General features: G+C 68.4%; 18 protein-coding genes. 6 read left to right on the top strand and 12 right to left on the bottom strand.

Going from position 1 to position 16,731, the window contains the following annotated elements:
- Positions 1-99 precede the first annotated feature (99 nt).
- Positions 100-519, top strand: coding sequence for a SufE family protein (locus tag P7B02_RS17580; RefSeq protein WP_277787659.1), 420 nt, complete (start codon positions 100-102; stop codon positions 517-519).
- A gap of 47 nt (positions 520-566) precedes the next feature.
- Here P7B02_RS17580 and P7B02_RS17585 read toward each other — a convergent pair whose 3' ends face one another.
- From P7B02_RS17585 to P7B02_RS17610, 6 genes are all read right to left on the bottom strand, one after another.
- Positions 567-1,511, bottom strand: a complete 945-nt coding sequence (locus P7B02_RS17585; protein ID WP_277787660.1) for an IS110 family transposase — start codon at positions 1,509-1,511, stop codon at positions 567-569.
- Positions 1,512-1,811: 300 nt separating this feature from the next.
- A complete protein-coding gene (locus P7B02_RS17590) occupies positions 1,812-2,504 on the bottom strand; it encodes a DUF6456 domain-containing protein (RefSeq protein WP_277787661.1) in 693 nt (230 codons plus the stop codon).
- A complete protein-coding gene (locus P7B02_RS17595; protein ID WP_277787662.1) occupies positions 2,501-2,869 on the bottom strand; it encodes a helix-turn-helix domain-containing protein in 369 nt (122 codons plus the stop codon). Before P7B02_RS17595 ends, P7B02_RS17590 begins: the two co-directional genes overlap by 4 nt.
- 136 nt (positions 2,870-3,005) lie before the next feature.
- Positions 3,006-3,524, bottom strand: a complete 519-nt coding sequence (locus tag P7B02_RS17600; RefSeq protein ID WP_277787663.1) for a PAS domain-containing protein — start codon at positions 3,522-3,524, stop codon at positions 3,006-3,008.
- Between the two features lie 276 nt (positions 3,525-3,800).
- Positions 3,801-4,220: a MucR family transcriptional regulator gene (locus tag P7B02_RS17605; protein WP_277787664.1), complete on the bottom strand. Its 420-nt coding sequence runs from the start codon at positions 4,218-4,220 to the stop codon at positions 3,801-3,803.
- A gap of 336 nt (positions 4,221-4,556) precedes the next feature.
- The gene (locus P7B02_RS17610) at positions 4,557-5,441 is read right to left on the bottom strand and encodes a crotonase/enoyl-CoA hydratase family protein (protein WP_277787665.1); all 885 of its coding nucleotides are present in this window, start codon (positions 5,439-5,441) and stop codon (positions 4,557-4,559) included.
- Between the two features lie 77 nt (positions 5,442-5,518).
- Between P7B02_RS17610 and P7B02_RS17615 the strand changes: the two genes are divergently transcribed.
- Positions 5,519-5,968: a MaoC family dehydratase gene (locus tag P7B02_RS17615; protein ID WP_277787666.1), complete on the top strand. Its 450-nt coding sequence runs from the start codon at positions 5,519-5,521 to the stop codon at positions 5,966-5,968.
- A gap of 124 nt (positions 5,969-6,092) precedes the next feature.
- Here the strand turns inward: P7B02_RS17615 and P7B02_RS17620 are convergent, their stop codons facing one another.
- Entirely contained in the window at positions 6,093-7,406 is a 1,314-nt protein-coding gene (locus P7B02_RS17620) for a tetratricopeptide repeat protein (protein ID WP_277787667.1), read from the bottom strand.
- 169 nt (positions 7,407-7,575) lie between these two features.
- On the opposite strand from P7B02_RS17620, the gene P7B02_RS17625 reads away from it, so the two are divergent.
- A complete protein-coding gene (locus P7B02_RS17625) occupies positions 7,576-8,232 on the top strand; it encodes a TetR/AcrR family transcriptional regulator (RefSeq protein WP_277787668.1) in 657 nt (218 codons plus the stop codon).
- A 153-nt stretch (positions 8,233-8,385) separates the two neighbouring features.
- On the opposite strand, the gene P7B02_RS17630 is transcribed toward P7B02_RS17625, so the two are convergent.
- The 4 genes from P7B02_RS17630 to P7B02_RS17645 form a co-directional block, all read right to left on the bottom strand.
- The gene (locus P7B02_RS17630) at positions 8,386-8,769 is read right to left on the bottom strand and encodes a putative quinol monooxygenase (protein WP_277787669.1); all 384 of its coding nucleotides are present in this window, start codon (positions 8,767-8,769) and stop codon (positions 8,386-8,388) included.
- A gap of 164 nt (positions 8,770-8,933) precedes the next feature.
- Positions 8,934-9,341, bottom strand: coding sequence for a MerR family transcriptional regulator (locus P7B02_RS17635; RefSeq protein ID WP_277787670.1), 408 nt, complete (start codon positions 9,339-9,341; stop codon positions 8,934-8,936).
- A gap of 15 nt (positions 9,342-9,356) precedes the next feature.
- Entirely contained in the window at positions 9,357-11,306 is a 1,950-nt protein-coding gene (locus P7B02_RS17640) for a TonB-dependent receptor plug domain-containing protein (protein ID WP_277787671.1), read from the bottom strand.
- Positions 11,307-11,585: 279 nt separating this feature from the next.
- The gene (locus P7B02_RS17645) at positions 11,586-12,494 is read right to left on the bottom strand and encodes an AraC family transcriptional regulator (protein ID WP_277787672.1); all 909 of its coding nucleotides are present in this window, start codon (positions 12,492-12,494) and stop codon (positions 11,586-11,588) included.
- Positions 12,495-12,724: 230 nt separating this feature from the next.
- Here P7B02_RS17645 and P7B02_RS17650 point away from each other — a divergent pair, with 230 nt between their 5' ends.
- Entirely contained in the window at positions 12,725-13,072 is a 348-nt protein-coding gene (locus P7B02_RS17650; protein WP_277787673.1) for a hypothetical protein, read from the top strand.
- 111 nt (positions 13,073-13,183) lie between these two features.
- Here the strand turns inward: P7B02_RS17650 and P7B02_RS17655 are convergent, their stop codons facing one another.
- Positions 13,184-14,014, bottom strand: a complete 831-nt coding sequence (locus P7B02_RS17655) for a trypsin-like serine peptidase (protein WP_277787674.1) — start codon at positions 14,012-14,014, stop codon at positions 13,184-13,186.
- Positions 14,015-14,116: 102 nt separating this feature from the next.
- Here P7B02_RS17655 and P7B02_RS17660 point away from each other — a divergent pair, with 102 nt between their 5' ends.
- Together P7B02_RS17660 and P7B02_RS17665 are read left to right on the top strand one after the other, a co-directional pair.
- Positions 14,117-16,309: a S9 family peptidase gene (locus tag P7B02_RS17660; RefSeq protein ID WP_277787675.1), complete on the top strand. Its 2,193-nt coding sequence runs from the start codon at positions 14,117-14,119 to the stop codon at positions 16,307-16,309.
- Positions 16,309-16,713, top strand: a complete 405-nt coding sequence (locus tag P7B02_RS17665; RefSeq protein WP_277787676.1) for a GFA family protein — start codon at positions 16,309-16,311, stop codon at positions 16,711-16,713. The genes P7B02_RS17660 and P7B02_RS17665 overlap by 1 nt, the downstream gene beginning before the upstream one ends.
- Positions 16,714-16,731 lie beyond the last annotated feature (18 nt).

Raw genomic sequence — 16,731 nt, forward strand, 5'->3', positions numbered from 1 at the left:
CCAAACCCCTCCACCCCTTCGCGGTCCCCCTCCCCCTGAGGGGGAGGATCTCGTGCGCCAGCCTTGCCCCCCGCGCCGCGCCCCCTTAAGTCGCGCCTCATGAGCGCCATCGACCAGACGCTGAACGAGATCGTCGAAGAGTTCGAACTCATCGGGGATCGCGACGCGCAATACGAATACGTGATCGAGCTGGGCAAGGCCCTGCCCCGGCTGTCGCCGGCCGAGCAGACCGAGGCCAACGCCCTGCGCGGCTGCGCCTCGCCTGCCTGGCTGGTGACCGAGCCGCAAGCCGACGGCACGATCGTGTTCCGGGGCGACAGCGAGGCGGTGATCCCGCGCGGCATCATTGGGGTGCTGCTGCGCCTCTATTCCGGCCGTACGCCCGCCGAGATCCTGGCCTTCGACGCCCGCGAGGGCTTGGCGCGGCTGGGGCTGAGCAACATGCTGTCCATGAGCCGCGCCAACGGCCTGGCGTCGATGGTGGCGCGGATCCGGGCGGACGCGGAGCGGGCGGCCTAGGCGTTTTTCTCCTGCCCCGTAGCGAAGCGTGCGGGGGAGCAACCATGTCAGGCAGGCGTCCAAGGCTGACCTCGGCTGAGGACGAGATTGGCGGCTTCGATGAGCTTTCGCATGACGGCGACGACGATGAGCTTAGGCGGCTTGCCCTTGTCGGGCAGCCGTTCTGCGAAGGCTTTGAGCCCCGGGTCGCATCGCTTGGCGCTTAGGGCGGCTATGTAGATCAGCCGGCGCGGTCGATTGCGTCCGCCTGTAATGAAACGCTGGCCTCTGAACTGGCCCGAGTCCCGGTCGAAGGGAGCGACGCCGAGCAGGCTGGCGGCCTGGCCTCGGGTCATGGCGCCCAGTTCCGGCATGCGTACAACGAGGCCGGCGGCGACGATCGGCCCGACGCCAGGCAGGGACATCAGCAGCTTCAGACGTTCGGCCAGATCGGCGTGCGCCTTGATCTCCTCCAGGACGCTGCGGGCCAGCTTGGCCTTGAGCCGCGCGAGCGCGCGCATCTGGATCGTCAGATCGCGCGCCACATCCTTCAGGGTCACGTGCTCCATGAAGGCCTTCAGCCTCGCCAGTTGATCACTCACCTGCTCGTAGGCCGTCAGTCGCTCGGCCAACCTCGTCAGACGCGGGTCCTGGGCGGCCTTCACCGCATCCACCTGCGCTGTCGCCGCCGCGATCAGCGCCGCGTCGATGCGATCGCTCTTGGCCTTCAGCCGCTTGAGGCGGGCGAACAGCCGAACTTCCAGCGGCTGGTGAACGACAACCTCGAAGCCCGCGGCCTCCAGATCCGTTCGCACCGCCCGCTCATAGCCGCCTGTCGCCTCAAGGCCCACACGGCTGACGCTCCGCGCCTTCAGCCAGCCGATCAGGGCCTCTCGTCCTTCCTCAATGTTGGCGACCTCCAGCCTGTCTTCCGAGCCGTGAACCGCTGCATCCAGGCGCCTCTTGCCCACATCGACGCCGGCTACACGCGTGCTAGACTTACCCTGTTCCATCGACCCCTCCTTGTGGCTCCGGACCCTCTCGTCCCTGCAACCATTCGGGTCATGAAACGTCGGCGGCGGCCCAGCTCCCCCACAGCTCTCAGGGCTCAGGTGGATACGGCCCCTCCACCGACAGTCCGCCTGGCGTTAGCGCGTCAGGCGGACGTCCCGGAAGACGTCCGCACTCTAGCGCCAACCCAACAGACAAGGGGGACCGCGAAGCGGTGGAGAGGGCGTCCGCGCGCTCCGAGCCCAGTCACGCCCCCTCCACCACTTCGTGGTCCCCCTCCCCCGCTTCGCAGGGGAGGAGCTTTAAAGCCCGTAGTGGCCCGCCAGACGGTCCAGGGCCAAGGCCAGCACCGTCTTCCCCGAGCGCCTCGGCAGGCCCAGCGCGCGTTCAGTGGCGTCGAGGGCGGAGCCGGCGCCGCAGACGCGCTCCAGGATCTCCCGCAGTCCCGGCCCCACGGCGTCCAGCGCCCGGGCGATGCGGTCCTTGGCGGCGCGGGCTCGCTCGGCTGGCTCAAGGCCCGGACCGCGCCCGCCCCGGCTGCGGGGGCCGGCGTCCCAGGCCATGGTCAGGCGGCCCAGGGTTCCGGCGCGCATGAAGTCGTCGCGCAGGCGCTCGCCGGCGGCCGCCTGCAGCGGGGTCAGCCAGGGGCGGCCCTGCGGATCGCGGCGGCGGGCCAGCCAGGCGATGGGGGACTCCCCGAGATTGGCGCGGCGGGCGACGAGGCGGCCGTCCGCCTCCGCCACCATGCGCTCGCCCTCCATCACGCCAGGCCGGGCGGCGGGCGGAGCGTCGGGTTCGGGCGGACGGGCCAGGACATAACCGCCCTGCCCGCGGGGCTTCAGGCCTGGTTCGCGCGCCAGGGCGGCGAAGGCGGCCTCGTCCAGGCGCAGCAGGGGCCGCCGACGACGGTCCTGCCCGACGCGCACCAGATAGGCCTCGCCGGCCGCCTCCAGCCAGGCGCCGGGGCGGGCCAGCAGGGCGGCGGCGCGGTTCATGCCGGGGCCCAGCCGTCGGCCGGGGCCTGGCGCAGGCAGGCCTCCATCTCGGTCAGGCGGGCGTCGAAGGCGGCGTCGTCGCGCAGGTCCTCAATCCGGTGGCAGGCGTGGCTGGCCGTGGTGCGGTCCCGCCCGAAGGCGGCCGCCACGCGGGCCATGGGCCAGGCGAAGGCCACATGGGTGAGGTACATGGCCATCTGACGGGCGCGGGCGGCGTCGGCGCGGGCCCGGGTGCGGGCGGCGATCTCGCGCGGCGAGATGCCGGTGGACATGGCGACGAGGCTGGTCACAAAGCCGGCGGCCAGGCGGTCCTTGCGCGGATCGCGGCCGGCCTCCAGCAGCTCGTCATAGGTTTGGGCGGTCATTCCTTACTCTCCTTGGCCCGGACGCCCCTTTGCGTCGAGCCACGCCGACAACCTTAGGTCGCGGCCTCAGAGTGAGGATAAGTTTCCTATTGTTATCCACAATAGGAATAAATACCGGATACGTCCGGGTTTGACGTCAGGCCGCGTCGGCGGCGCGGATGCCTGATTGAGTCAGCATTTCCGGCTGCATTCCGACCACGGCGTCGTAGCCGAGGATCATGTCGACCTTCCGTCCGTCCGAGGACAGCGGCAGGCGAAGCCACAGGATCGACAGGTGGGCGGCGCCGCGCCAGCCGAGATTGTGGACGCCGACGCCGGGCTTGGCCTCGTCGACCACGCGGTCGAGTTCGTGGCGCCAGTAGTCGGCGGCGGGGGTGCTGTAGATCTCGCCCAGGGTGCGGCCGGTGATCTCGCGGCCATAGACCGTGTAGAGGCCGGTGCCGGCCAGGCGCAGGGCGTAGTCGCGTCCGGTCCCGCCGCGCCCGTCATTGACGACGTCGATCAGGCTGACCGTGGGCAGCAGCCGCTTCATGCTTGACGGATCGATGTCCGCGCGGCTGGGCAGCCTGGAGCCCCGTCGAAGGGACGCCCAGTAGGCGAACATTTCCTGGTGGGCCCGAGCCGCCGCGGCCGGAGCGCCCAATTGCGCGACCATCTCCAGAGTCCCGAACAAGCCGTTGGAATCACGACGATTAACTATCGCTCAACCAACGAATCGCGAGCAAGCGGAAAAGGGTTAACGAGACCAAAAAAGTGCCAGAACGGCACAACAGCGTTGCTCCGAAACGACAGTTCCGGCTCGTCCCGACGCGTTTAGGCCTCGGCGGCGCAAGGCGACAGCCACGCTTGCCCGCTCACCCAGGTCCAGAAACGCAAAACGCCCGCCGTCCGGCAGGACGACGGGCGCTTCGTAGAGCTTGGCTGGAAGGGCTTAGCGGCCCTTGCGGGCCGGTTTGCGGCCGCCCTGGCCCAGGCCCATCTGCTTGGCCAGGTCCGAACGCGCCTTGGCGTAGTTCGGTGCGACCATCGGATAGTCCTTGGGCAGGTTCCACTTGGCCCGATATTCCTCGGGGCTCATGTTGTACTTGGTGCGCAGGTGGCGCTTCAGCGACTTGAACTTGCGACCGTCTTCCAGGCACACGAGGTAGTCCGGCGTGATCGAGCGCTTGAGCGGCACGGCCGGCTCCTTGGGCGCGACCTCGACCGGCTCGGCGCCGGTGGAGATGTCAGCCAGGGTGCGGTGGATGCTCTGGATGAGCGAGGGCAGGTCGGCGGCCGACACGGAATTATTGCCCACATAAGCGGACACGATATCCGCCGTCATCTCGATGATTTCTGCTTTATCGTCCATGTTCGTCTTGTTCTGCTGAGGCCGCGAGACGCCGCATCAATTGTTGATTCCGAAGTCCGGAGATTCGTACTTATAGAACGTCGCTCATTCAGACAAGCGACAGCTGTGATCTTTGCATCGAAAACAAAGATACACGCAGATGTGGTAACCAGGTTCAGTTTTTGATCTACCCGCGCTTTGAAAGACTAGATCAGCGCTCGATAGCGGTCGCTACAGCTCCATCGGCCGGCGCTGAGGCCTAAATAACGCAAGGCGGCGAGCCTTCGATCCGCAGACCAGAAAGCATCGCCGCCCGCTCATTACAGACAGAATGCCGCACCCTATGGTGAACGAAGATCAGCGGAACTGCGGATCGTCCCAATGCTCCCAAACATCCGGCAGGTCTTGCGAGACCTTGTCGGGATAGGCGGGCGGGCGTTTCTCGAGGAACGAGGTCACGCCTTCCTTGGCGTCGCCGGAGGAGCCGCGCGACTGGATGGCCCGGCTGTCGGCCATGTGGGCGTACATGGGGTGCGTCGCCCCGGCCATGCGCCAGATCAATTGCCGCGACAGGGCGACGGACACAGGAGCGGTGTTGTCGGCGATCTCCCGCGCCAGGGCGGTGGCGGCGGGCAGCAGGTCTTCCGGCGCGTGGAGCGAGCGGACCAGCCCCCGATCCAGGGCCTCCTGCGCGCCGAAGACGCGGCCGGTGAAGCACCACTCCAGCGCCGTCTGCGGCCCGACCAAGCGCGGCAGGAACCAGGAGGAGCAGGCCTCGGGCGTGATGCCGCGCCGGGCGAAGACGAAGCCGAACTTGGCGTCGGTGCTGGCCAAGCGGATGTCCATGGGCAGCTGCATGGTGGCGCCGACGCCCACGGCCGCGCCGTTCACGGCGGCGATCACCGGCTTGAGGCTGTCATAGATGCGCAGGGACACGCGGCCGCCGCCGTCGCGATAGATTTCGCCGACCTTGCCCTCCTCCCGCTCCAAGGCTTGAGGCGAGGTGCGGTCGAAGGTGGCCCCGCCGCCCGACAGGTCCGCCCCGGCGCAGAAGGCCCGGCCAGAGCCGGTGACGATCACCGCGCGCACCGCGTCGTCGGCGTCGGTGTTGTCGAAGGCCTCCATCAGCTCCTTCATCATGCGGGCGGTGAAGGCGTTCAGCTTCTCCGGCCGGTGCAGGGTGATGGTCGCGACGCCGTCGCGGACGTCGTACAGCAGGGTCTCGAACTTCGGCGCGCCCATGGCGGTCTCCCTTGTTTTGCGGGGAGAATGACCGTTACAACGGAACGAAACAATCGTTTGAATAGGGAGAGCCGTCCATGAAGACCGTCAGCTACAACGAGGTGACCAGCCTGGTTGGCCAGGAGATTGGCGTCTCCGACTGGGTCGAGATCAGCCAGGAGCGGGTCAACCAGTTCGCCGAGGCCACTGGCGACCACCAATGGATCCACGTGGACGTGGAGCGCGCCACCCGCGAGATCGGCGGCCCCATCGCCCACGGCTACCTGACCCTGTCGCTGATCCCGTTCCTGGGGGCCAAGCTGCTGCATGTGACCGGCGTCACCCGCGGCATCAACTACGGCACCGACAAGGTGCGGTTCACCAACATGGTGCGCGTCGGCAAGAAGGTGCGGATGCGCCAGAAGCTGATCGCCGTGGAGCCCAAGGCCGGCGGCCTGCAGATGAAGAACGAATGCACCATCGAGATCGAGGGCGAAGACCGCCCGGCCTGCGTGGCCGAGACGATCTCAATCATTTACGGCCAATAGGCCCTTCTCCCTTGATGGGAGAAGGGTTGGGATGAGGGTGATGCGGCGTCGGACGACGATCCGCTGAACTTCAGCATCACCCTCACCCTGCCCTCTCCCATCAAGGGAGAGGGTTCTTGTTTGTTCAAGCCGCGCGCCTCACCCGTTCCGCCAGCAGCAGCGCGCCGCCGTGGGGCTTGGCGTCCGCCCGTTCTGACGCCAGGGCCACGGACAGATCGCGGTCGCCGGCGCGGATGGCGGCCTCCAGCAGGGTCAGGTCGATGATGTCCCGCTGGGCGTGGCTGCCGCCGAAGCGGTAGGCCTGATGGCGGACTGGCCGCAGCAGGGTGATGACCCGGCGGTAGTCGCCGTCCACGAAAGCGGCCATGGCCTCGGTCGCGGCCTGGCCCCCCTGGAGCAGGAAGTCGCGGTTGTCGCCCAGGCTGTCGCGGGCCGAGGACTGCACCGACCGCACCAGCCGCACGTCGTCCTTACGCCCCGCCGAGGCGAAGGCCATCATGGCGTGCATGTCGTTGAAGGCGTAGGCGTTGTCGGGCTGGCACGGCGCCCAGGCCTCCGCCACCTCGGTCCAGCGGCCACCCACATCCACGTCCAGCAGCTTCAACCGCCACAGCAGGGCCGAGGCGTCCACCATGTCGAAGGCGATGGGTGACTTCACCCCATAGATCGGCCCGTCGAACAGACGCAGGGCCTCGGCGGTGTCGCCCAGGTCCAGGTGGTAGAGGGCCAGATGCCACCAGTTGTGGACGGCCAGCATGTTGTCGCGGGACCAGTGGCCGGCGCCCTCGTTCATGAGGCGCACGCCCTCCTCGCTGCGGCCCTGCATCTCCAGCACGTGGGCCACGGCGTGCCAGGCCCAGCCGTCGCGGACCTCGATCTCCAGCGCCTTGCGGCCCTGGCGTTCGGCGCGGGCGTAGTCGCCGGTCTCCTCCAGCCCGAAGGCGTGCATGGCCAGCATGGCGTGCCAACCCGGCGTCGCGGGGCTCCAGGCCGGCAGGGCGCGGCCGATGCGGTCGCGCAGCATGCGGCTGTCGCCCAGCAGATAGTCGACGAAGTGGCCGGCGCGGACGGCCACCAGGTCCAGGGGCCAGGTGATCGCCACGTCCTCCAGGATGCGGGCGGCGTTGCGCCAGCGGCCGTCGATCATGGCCTCCATGGCCAGGATGTGCGCCGCCTCCCGCGCATTGCCCGCGGCGCGGGCGGCCTCCAGGTTATGGCGCACGGCCAGCGGCCCGATGGGGTCCGTGCCGACCAGGTGCAGATAGGCGCGCAGGGCGTGCGCCATGACGAAGCCGGGGCTGTCCGCCAGGGCGGCGTCCAGCTCGGCGACCGGGTCGACGCCGAAACGGTTGAAAAGGGCCAGGGCGTTCTCGAAACGCTCCAGGGCGGCGGGGCTGGCGCCGGTGACGGCCAGGCCGCGGTGATCCTTGAGGGTCATTGCATGCTCGGTCTGATGAGGGACCGGCATGCCCGCCGATCCGGAAGGCGCAGATATCTATAAGCCGTCCGCCCGCTTCTCCAGCCGACGGATGGTGCAGTCGGCGCTGACCGGCGAAGCCTCTGAAAACGCTGGTATTTCACATGCCAAATATGCTATTCAGCGAACCATGCTCGATGTCGCCGACCCGAAAACTGTACTGACGGTGCAGCCCGCACCCCTGTCCAAGGGCGCGGCGACGCGGGCGCGCATCATGGACTTGGCCTACGACCGCATCGTCGACAAGGGCTTCGCCGCCACCTCGATCGAGGAGTTGGTGGAGGCCGGGGGCATCACCAAGAGCGGGTTCTTCTACCATTTCCGGGACAAGAACGACCTGGCCCGGCAACTGATCGACCGCTTCATCGAAGAAGACGAAGCCCTGCTCGACAGCCTGGAGAGCCGGGCCCGCAGCCTGCACGAGGACCCGCTGCACGCCTATCTGATCTTCCTCAAGTTCACCGCCGAGGTGATGGAGGAGATGCTCAAGGCGCGCCTGGGCTGCATCGTGGCCGCCATCGTCATCCAGGACAGCGCCTTCGACGCCGGCGTCCGCGCTCGCGGGCTGGAGATCGTGATGAGCTGGCGGCGGCGCTACCAGACCTGGCTGGAGGAGATCGCCGCGGTCCATCCGCCGCGCATGCCCGTGGATCTTGAGACCCTGGCCGACCAGATGACGGTCATCGTCGAGGGCGCCATCCTCCTGGCCAAGGGCCTGCGCGACCCAAGCCAGGCGACGCGCCACATCCTGCTGTATCGGGACAGCGTGAAGCTGCTGTTCAGTTAAACGCCGCTCACCCCGGCCCGGGGCGCGCGAAGCGCGCCCGAGGACAGGCTCCGGCCGGGCCCAGGTGAAACCCTGCTGAAGCTCTGGATGAATCTGGGTGCCGGCCTTCGCCGGGATGAGCGGATGAAAGGCAGAGCCGGAAATCTCCGAAAACTACTTCAACCCATGCCCGCCGACCGGCGTGGTCTCCACGTGGCTTTCGAAGGCGGCGATCAGGGGGCGGCCCTTAGCGATGGCGGCCTGGACCGAGGGCAGCTTCAGCGAGGCCTTGTGGCTGTCGGCGCTGTCCCACACTTCGGTGATCCAGATGGCGTCGGCGTCGTCCGGCGCCTTGGAGACCACATAGGACAGGCAGCCGGGCATGCCGGATACGCCCTCCAGCAGGATGCCGATCAGCGCGTCGCGCTGGCCCGGCGTCGCCTTCATCTTGCCGATCAATCCGTACATGGGCGCGGCTCCCGCAGCGGTGGACACGGTTACGCCCGCCAGGCCAAGGGCCAGGCTTCCAGTCACGACTTCGCGGCGGTCGGGCGTCATGGGGGATGAGTAACGCTGCTTTCCTCCCCCGTGAAGCTCTTCATCCCGTCTTCCTCGCCCTTGTGGCGAGGCCCCAGAAACGGCTGAGCTCGTCGTCTTGGTGAAGGTGGTCCCCGCCGCGCTCTACTGGTTTGCACGGAGTCTCTGGGCCCTGGGCACAAGGCCTAGGGTGACGGCGGAGAGAGCGGCGCCAGCGCCTCGATGATGCGGCAGTCGGCGATGGCGCCGTGGCCGCACTGGTCGATCATGCTGGAAAGTTCGCGGCCCAGGGCCTGGAGGTCGGCGATCTTGCTCTCGACCACGTCCAGGTGCGAGCGGGCCAAGGCGTCGACGGCCTCGCAGGACTGGTCGCGACGGTCGGACAGGTCCAGCAGCGCCCGCACCTGATCGAGCGGAAACCCCAGGTCGCGCGCCCGGCGGATGAAGGACAGACGGTCCGTCTCCGCCCTACCATAGGCGCGGTAGTTGCCGGCCGTGCGCGGCGGTGCGGGCAGCAGGCCGATCCGCTCGTAATAGCGGATGGTCTCGACCTTGGTGTTGGCGGCTTTCGCCAGTTCGCCGATGGTCAGCATATCGCCCCTCCCCGCTCAGTGTCCGCCGCCGCCGAAGCGCAGGCGCACGCCGCCATTGACCACGAAACCGTCCAGCGGCTGCCAGGCGTCGACCGTCCAGCGGCCATCGGGCGCGCGGGCCCGCAGCAGCAGGGAGTCATGCTTGGTCTGCCGGATGTTCAGGATGTTCTCCAGGTTCAGGAACAGGCTGACGTCGCCAAGGGTCAGCTCGCCCAGGGCGCCCACCTCCAGATAGGGCTTCCCCTCCGAACGGTAAGGGTTGTCCTCCAGCGACTGGCGGCCGGTGTAGTAGGCCTCCAGCCCCACGCGGCCGCGGCCGTGCTTCTCCCACATGGCGACCATGCCGGCGGTGTGGCTGGGCGTCAGGGGAATGACCCGGCGGCCGGCGCGCTGGGGATCTGGCTCGGAGGAGTCCACATAGACGTAGCTGCCGGTGACGGTGAACTCGCGCCAGCGATAGCGCATCAGCGCCTCCACCCCGCCGGTGCGGGTCAGGCCCGGGGCGTTGACCAGACGCACCTGCTCCGGCCCCGTCTGCTCCAGCCGCACGCCGTCGTGGATGTGCGACATGAACACGGTCAGGTTCGCCTCGAACGGCCCCTTGGCGTAGCCGGTGTCGAGGGAGGCCGTCTCGGCGGTTTCGGCCTTCAGGCCGGACAGGGGCTCCAGCCGCGACAGGCCGGCGGCGTCCACCTCCTCCACGAAGGGTGTCGGGGCGTAGAAGCCCTTGCCGAGAGAGGCGCGCACCGTCCACGGCCCCGGCCGGTACATGACCGACAGGCGGGGGCTGAGGCGCGAGCCGTATTCGTCATGCCGGTCGAAGCGGGCGCTGCCGGCCACGGTCAGCACGTCACTCAGGTCATGCTCTACCTGCGCGAACAGGCCGGGCACGGTGTAGGTGTAGTCGAAGGCCGGGAAGGCGTCGGAGCGGTAGTCGTCGGACTGGATCGCCAGGCCCGCCAGCCAGGAGGTCCCCTCCGGCCCGCCGGAGACCGAGGCCTCGGCGAAGAAGGTGCGGTGGCGGTCGTCCTCTACCACCTCGCCGAAGCGGTGCTTGTGATCCTGGGTCATGGCGGAGGCGCGCAGATGCCCCTCCATCTGGTCGCCCAGGGGCGTGCGGGCGTTGAGGCCGGCGTCGAGGCGGCGGCTTTTCTGCGCCTCCGGGAACGGTTGTCCGTCCGGCGCCGTGCGGCCGGGCATGGAGCCGCCCTCCCGCTCCTCGCCCATGGCGCCGAGGGTGAGGAAGGCGGCGGCGCCGTTGTCGGCGTTCCAGAACAGGCGCGGCCGCAGGGTCCAGCGCTCATACCGGGCCATGTCGGTCCAGCCGTCGTCGTCCAGGTCCTGGCGGCTCTGGCGGTGCAGGCCGCCGGTGAGGGATGCGCTCCATTTCTCGCCCAGGGGCGTGTCGCCATAGGCGGTGAGGTCCTGCCCGTTGCGGCTGGTCAGGTTCAGCAGCACCTCGCCCACCGCCGCCTCCCTCGGCTTGCGCGAGACGAGGTTGATGACCCCGCCCAGGGCCGAGGAGCCGTAGAGCGCCGAGGCCGCGCCCTTGATCACCTCAACCTGGCCGAGGTCCGTGGGCGGGATCTGCAGCAGGCCGATGGACTGGCCGCCGTACAGGGGCAGGCCGTCGGCCAAAAGCTGGGTGTAGCGGCCGCGCATCCCCTGCACCCGGATGTTGGAGGCGCCGAGGGAGGACGAGGTGGTCTGCACCCGCAGGCCGCCGGTCTCGGCCACGACCATGGAGATCGCGCCGGGCCGCATCAGCATCTTCTCCTCGATCTCCTCGCGGCTGAGGACCTCGACGCGGATCGGCTCATCCTGGACGCGGCGGCCGGTGCGGGTGGCCTGGACGATGACCTCCTCGACGGCCTCTTCGCCCTCGGACGGCTCCTGCGCCCAGGCCTGGGCGAGCGGCGCGAGGACGGCGGCGACCGCCAGGGGAACGAGGCGGCGGGAAGGCAAGCGTGAGCGCAAAATGTTGAGGCCTTGCAATAAGATAACATAACCGAACGACTCGTCCGGCGATGTCCGCCTCATGCAGGCTGTAGTAGGTGCAGGGTCAAGGGGGTGGTTTCACGAACGCGCCCGAGCACCCCTCAACCCGTCTTCCTCGCCCTTGTGGCGAGGACCCAGAAACGGCTGAGTCCATCATTCAGGAGAGGTGGTCGCCGCCGCGCTTTCTGGATCGACGGGGAGTCTCTGGGCCCTAGGCACAGGCCTGGGGTGACGGGATTGGGCTGATCACTCCGCCGCCAGCGGCCGCCGCGCCTCCTCTACGTCCCGCGCGGGGGGCAGGCCGTACAGCCGGCGGTATTCGCGGCTGAACTGGGAGGGGCTCTGGTAGCCGACGCGGAAGCCGGCGGTGGAGACGTCGGCGTCCTCGACCAGCATCAGGCGGCGGGCTTCGTGCAGGCGAAGCTGCTTCTGGTACTGCAGCGGGGTCATGGCGGTGACCGCCTTGAACTGGTGGTGCAGGGAGGACTCGCTCATGCCCACCGCGTCGGCCAGGGCCTCGATCCGCAGGGGCTGGTCGTAGTGGTCGCGCAGCCAGTTGACGGCGCGGGCCACCCGGCCGCCGCCGCCCTCGCCCGCCGTGATGTGCAGCAGGCGCGCGGCGTCCGGGCCGGTCAGCAGGCGGTAGAGGATCTCGTCCTGGATCAGGGGCGCCAGGGCGGGGATGTCGTGCGGACGCTCCAGCAGGCGCATCAGGCGCAGCACGGCGTCCAGCAGGTCCGGCCCCGCCGTGTTCACCGCCAGGCCGCGCACGGCGTCCGCCGCCGTGGCCGGGCGCGGCACGCCGATGCGGCGCATCAGGTCGCCCAGGCGCACCGGGTCGATGGCCATGCCGAAGCCGATCTGCGGCTTGTCCGGCGTCGCCTCCACCACGCAGGAGGCCACCGGCATGTCCAGGGCCACCAGCAGATAGTCGCCGACGCCATAACGCAGGGTCTCCTCGCCGATGCGGACCACCTTGGCGCCCTGGACCACCATGGCGAGGCACGGCCACTGGGCAGTGTGCAGGGGCACGCTGGGCGAGGTCTTGCGGGCGACGAACAGGCCGTTGATGGCGGTCTGAATATGTCCGTCCTCCGGCGTGAACCGGGTGATCAGGGAGACGAGCTCCGCATAGGGATCCGCGGGTAGGGTCATGACTTCACCCTAGCGGGCGGGCTGTCCGGCGAAAGTGGCGACCCGTGGTTTTTGCAGGATCGTGCATGACTCCTGCGGGATCGTTCCTGTCGCGACGGCGGGGGCGCGTGACAGACTTGGGGTGTCAGGATGGCGGAGCAAGTCGCGGCGACGCGGCGCACCCCATCCCGGCCGCATCCGCTCTCCCCGTCGCGGATGCAGGATCGCACACCCTCTCGAGGAGAGCCCGCATGGCCCGGATCATTGACTATTCCCTGAACCCCGCGCCCCAGCATGTCGTCATGGAGGCCGTCGAGATCACCACCTTCCGCCTGCGCGGCTGTTCGGTGGAGGAGTTCATCGTCGCCAATGTGGAGGTGGACGCCTGGCTGCGCCGCCAGCCCGGCTTCCGCTCCCGCCGGATCATGGAGCAGGCGGACGGCTCCGTGGCCGACGTCCTGGTCTGGGCGGCGGTGTCGGACGGCCGCGCGGCGGCGGACGGACTGATGGACGAACTGGCGGACTCGCCGGTCCATGACCTGATCGACCAGCGCACGGTATGCTGGAGCGTCTCGCCCGTGCGGCACAGCGTGGGGTGATGTGCTTCCTTCGAGACGGCCTTCGGCCTCCTCAGGATGACGAATTCAGTAGACAACAAAGCTCGTCATGCTGAGGAGCGGCACAGCCGCGTCTCGAAGCACGCAAAGACCCTAGTCTATCGTCCCGGCCTCGACCGCGTTGGCGGCGGTCTGGGTGGGGGGCAGGGTTTCGGCCACGCGGGTGCTGCTGATGGGGATGACGCCGTCCAGCATGTTCACCGCCTCGCGGATGAACTTGGCGTGGGTGACCACGCCGATCTCCAGCCGCTCCTTGTTCAGCTCCACCTGCTGGGTGAGCATGCCGGCCACGAACTGAACCTCCTGAGCCTCGCCCGCCCCGGGGCGACGGCGAGCGGCCTGGGCCATGAACACCGGGCCGCCGGAATTGCCGGGGAACACCGCGAAATCGAGCAGGAAGGTCGGCGAATTGTCGGCCGAGCCCAGCGGGTAGGACGCCACCCGGCCCGAACGCAGGATCGGGAAGCCAGCGCCGTTGGCGGCCAGGCCGCGCGGGAAGCCCAGAGCCATCATTTCGTCGCCGGGGCCGAGCGCCACCTTGCCGAAGGTCTCGTCCGCCGCCAGCCAGGCCAGGGGGATCGCCGCCTTGGCGAATTCCGGCGGGGCGACCACCTCGATCGCCGCCACGTCGCGGGTCGGATGCTTGACCCACTCCGGCTGGTTGCCCGCATCGCGGATGGTCATGGTCTGGGGATCGTAGCGCCAGACGCCGTCGCCGCTCTGGACGCGATAGCCGATGCGGGCGCTGGCCTTGGGCATGCGCTCCAGCACGTGGCCGGCGGTGACCAGAACCGTGCGCGGGCGGCCGTCCGGGGTGGGAGCGTCGATGAGAAAACCGGTGCCGACAGTGCGCCCGCCGTCGGGCAGGGCCTGTTCGACCTGCACCGTCGCCTGAATGAGATCGAGTGAGAGATCCCAGGCCATGGACGCCCCTTGAATACGCGACTCAACTGGCCCCATTTGACCAACCTCGAATCCGCGTCACAAGCTGGCGTCCTGCCGCACCCCTAGGTTTCAGGATCTTGCATGCAAAACCGACGCGAACTTCTGGCCTCCACGGCCGCCCTGGTCGCCTCTTCCGCTCTCATTCCCGGTGAATCCATGTCCGCGTCGCCTACTCTTCCCCCTTCTTCCACGATTAGGCCTCCCGTCGCCAAGAAGGAGCCCAAGCGCATCGAGCAGTTGGGCCGCGTCCGGACCGACGACTACGCCTGGATGAAGGACGACAACTGGCAGAAGGTCCTGCGCGACCCCAGCCTGATCAAGGCTGACGTCAAGGCGCACCTGACGGAAGAAAACGCCTACACCAAGGCCATGCTGGCCAAGACCGAACCGCTGCAGAAGGCGATGTTCGAGGAGATGAAGGGCCGCGTCAAAGAAGACGACGCCAGCGTCCCCGCCCCCGACGGCGCGTTCGAATACTACACCCGCTACAATGTCGGTGCGCAGCACCCGATCTACGCCCGCAAGCCGCGCGGCGGCGGGGCCGAGGAGGTCCTGCTGGACTCCGACGCCCTGGCCAAGGGCAAGGCCTATTCGGAGGTCGGCGCGGCGGACCACAGCCCCGACCACAAGCTGTTCGCCTATGCCGAGGACGCGCAGGGATCGGAAGTCTTCAAGGTCTTCGTGAAGGACCTGGCCACCGGGCAGCTGCTGGCCGAGCCGGTGGAGAGCTCCACCGGGGACTTCACCTTCTCGCCGGACTCTCAGTGGCTGTTCTGGACCCACCGCGACGACAACGGCCGGCCGGACAAGATCTATCGCCGCCCGGCCCGCGGCGGCGCCAAGGACGACGTGCTGATCTATGAAGAGGCCGACGAGGGCTATTTCATCGGCATCGGCCGCGTGGCCTCGGACCAGTTCCTGGTCATCAGCGCCGGCAACAACGACAGCTCCGAAGCCCTGATCATCCCGGCCAGCGACCCGACCGCCAAGCCCAAGGTGGTGGAGCCGCGCAAGGCCGGCGTCCGCTACGACATCGAGCACTGGGACGGCGACTTCATCATCCGCACCAATGTCGGCGACGCGGTTGACTTCAAACTGGTCCGAGCGCCGGTCGCCGATCCGTCGGCCAAGAACTGGAAGGAGTGGGTCGCCCACCGTCCGGGCACGCTGATCGTCGGGACCACCGCCTATCAGAACCACTTCGTGCGGCTGGAGCGGGTCAACGCCAACACCCGCATCGTCGTCACCGAAAAGGGCGGCGCCGAGCATCCCATCGTCATGGACGAGGAGGCCTATGTCCTGTCGCTGGAGGGCGGGTACGAGTTCGACACCCCGGTGATGCGCTACGTCTATCAGTCGCCGACCACCCCGCGTCAGTGGTTCGACTACGACATGGCCAAGCGCACCAAGGTGCTGCGCAAGACCCAGGAGATCCCCTCCGGCCACAACCCGGCGGACTACGTGACAAAGCGGCTCTATGCGAAGGCGTCGGACGGCGCCGAGGTGCCGATCACCGTGCTTATGAAAAAGGGGACCAAGCTGGACGGCTCCGCCCCGCTGCTGCTGTACGGCTATGGCAGCTACGGCATCCCCATGGACCCTAGCTTCTCGATCCGGAACTTCAGCCTGGTGGACCGGGGCTGGATCTGGGCCACGGCCCACATCCGCGGCGGCTCGGAAAAGGGCTGGGGCTGGTTCCTGGACGGCAAGCGCTTCAAGAAGAAGAACACCTTCACCGACTTCATCGCCTGCGCCGAGCACCTGCACGCCGCCGGCTATGGGGCCAAGGGCCGGACGGTGGCCTATGGCGGCTCGGCCGGCGGGCTGCTGATGGGCGCGGTGACCAACATGCGCCCGGACCTGTGGAGCGGCATCATCGGCGCGGTGCCGTTCGTGGACGTGATCAACACCATGAGCGACACGTCCCTGCCCCTGACCCCGCCGGAATGGCCCGAATGGGGCAATCCGATCGAGGACCCAGAAGCCTACGACTACATGCTCAGCTACAGCCCCTACGACCAGATCGCGGCCAAGCCCTATCCGGCCGTGCTGGCCACCGGCGGCCTGTCGGACCCGCGGGTGACCTATTGGGAGCCGGAGAAGTGGGTCGCCAAGCTGCGCGACCACACCACCGCCACGAACCCCATCCTGCTGAAGATCAACATGGACGCGGGACATGGCGGGGCGAGCGGCCGGTTCGACTTCCTGAAAGAAATCGCTCTCGACTACGCCTTCGCCGTGTGGGCGGTGGAGAAGGGTTGGGAGAAGGCGTGATGAGGATCACCGGCGGCTGCCTCTGCGGCGGCGTCCGCTACGAAGCGGAGGGGCCGCCGGACTATACGGGCCATTGTTACTGCGCCGACTGCCGCAAGGCGTCGGGCGGGCCGTTCATCCCCTTCATGGGCTTCCTGGCGAGCGCGGTGCGCTTCAGCGGCATGACCCGGCAGTTCCGATCCCCCGCCTTCAACGGCGGCGAGGCCGTGCGCAACTCATGCCCCAACTGCGGCGGGCTGGTGTTCGGCGGCGTGGTCGGGGAGAGCGACAGCCACACCATCTATGCCGGCTCGCTGGACGACCCCAGCCTGTTCAAGCCGCAGATCGCCATCTTCAACCGCGACCGTCCCGACTGGGCGCCCCTGCCCCCGGACGTCGCGGTGTTCGAGACGATGCCGGACTGAGAGGCGCGAAATCCTCCC

The sequence above is a fragment of the Caulobacter segnis genome (genome assembly GCF_029543125.1).
GTDB lineage: Bacteria > Pseudomonadota > Alphaproteobacteria > Caulobacterales > Caulobacteraceae > Caulobacter > Caulobacter segnis_D.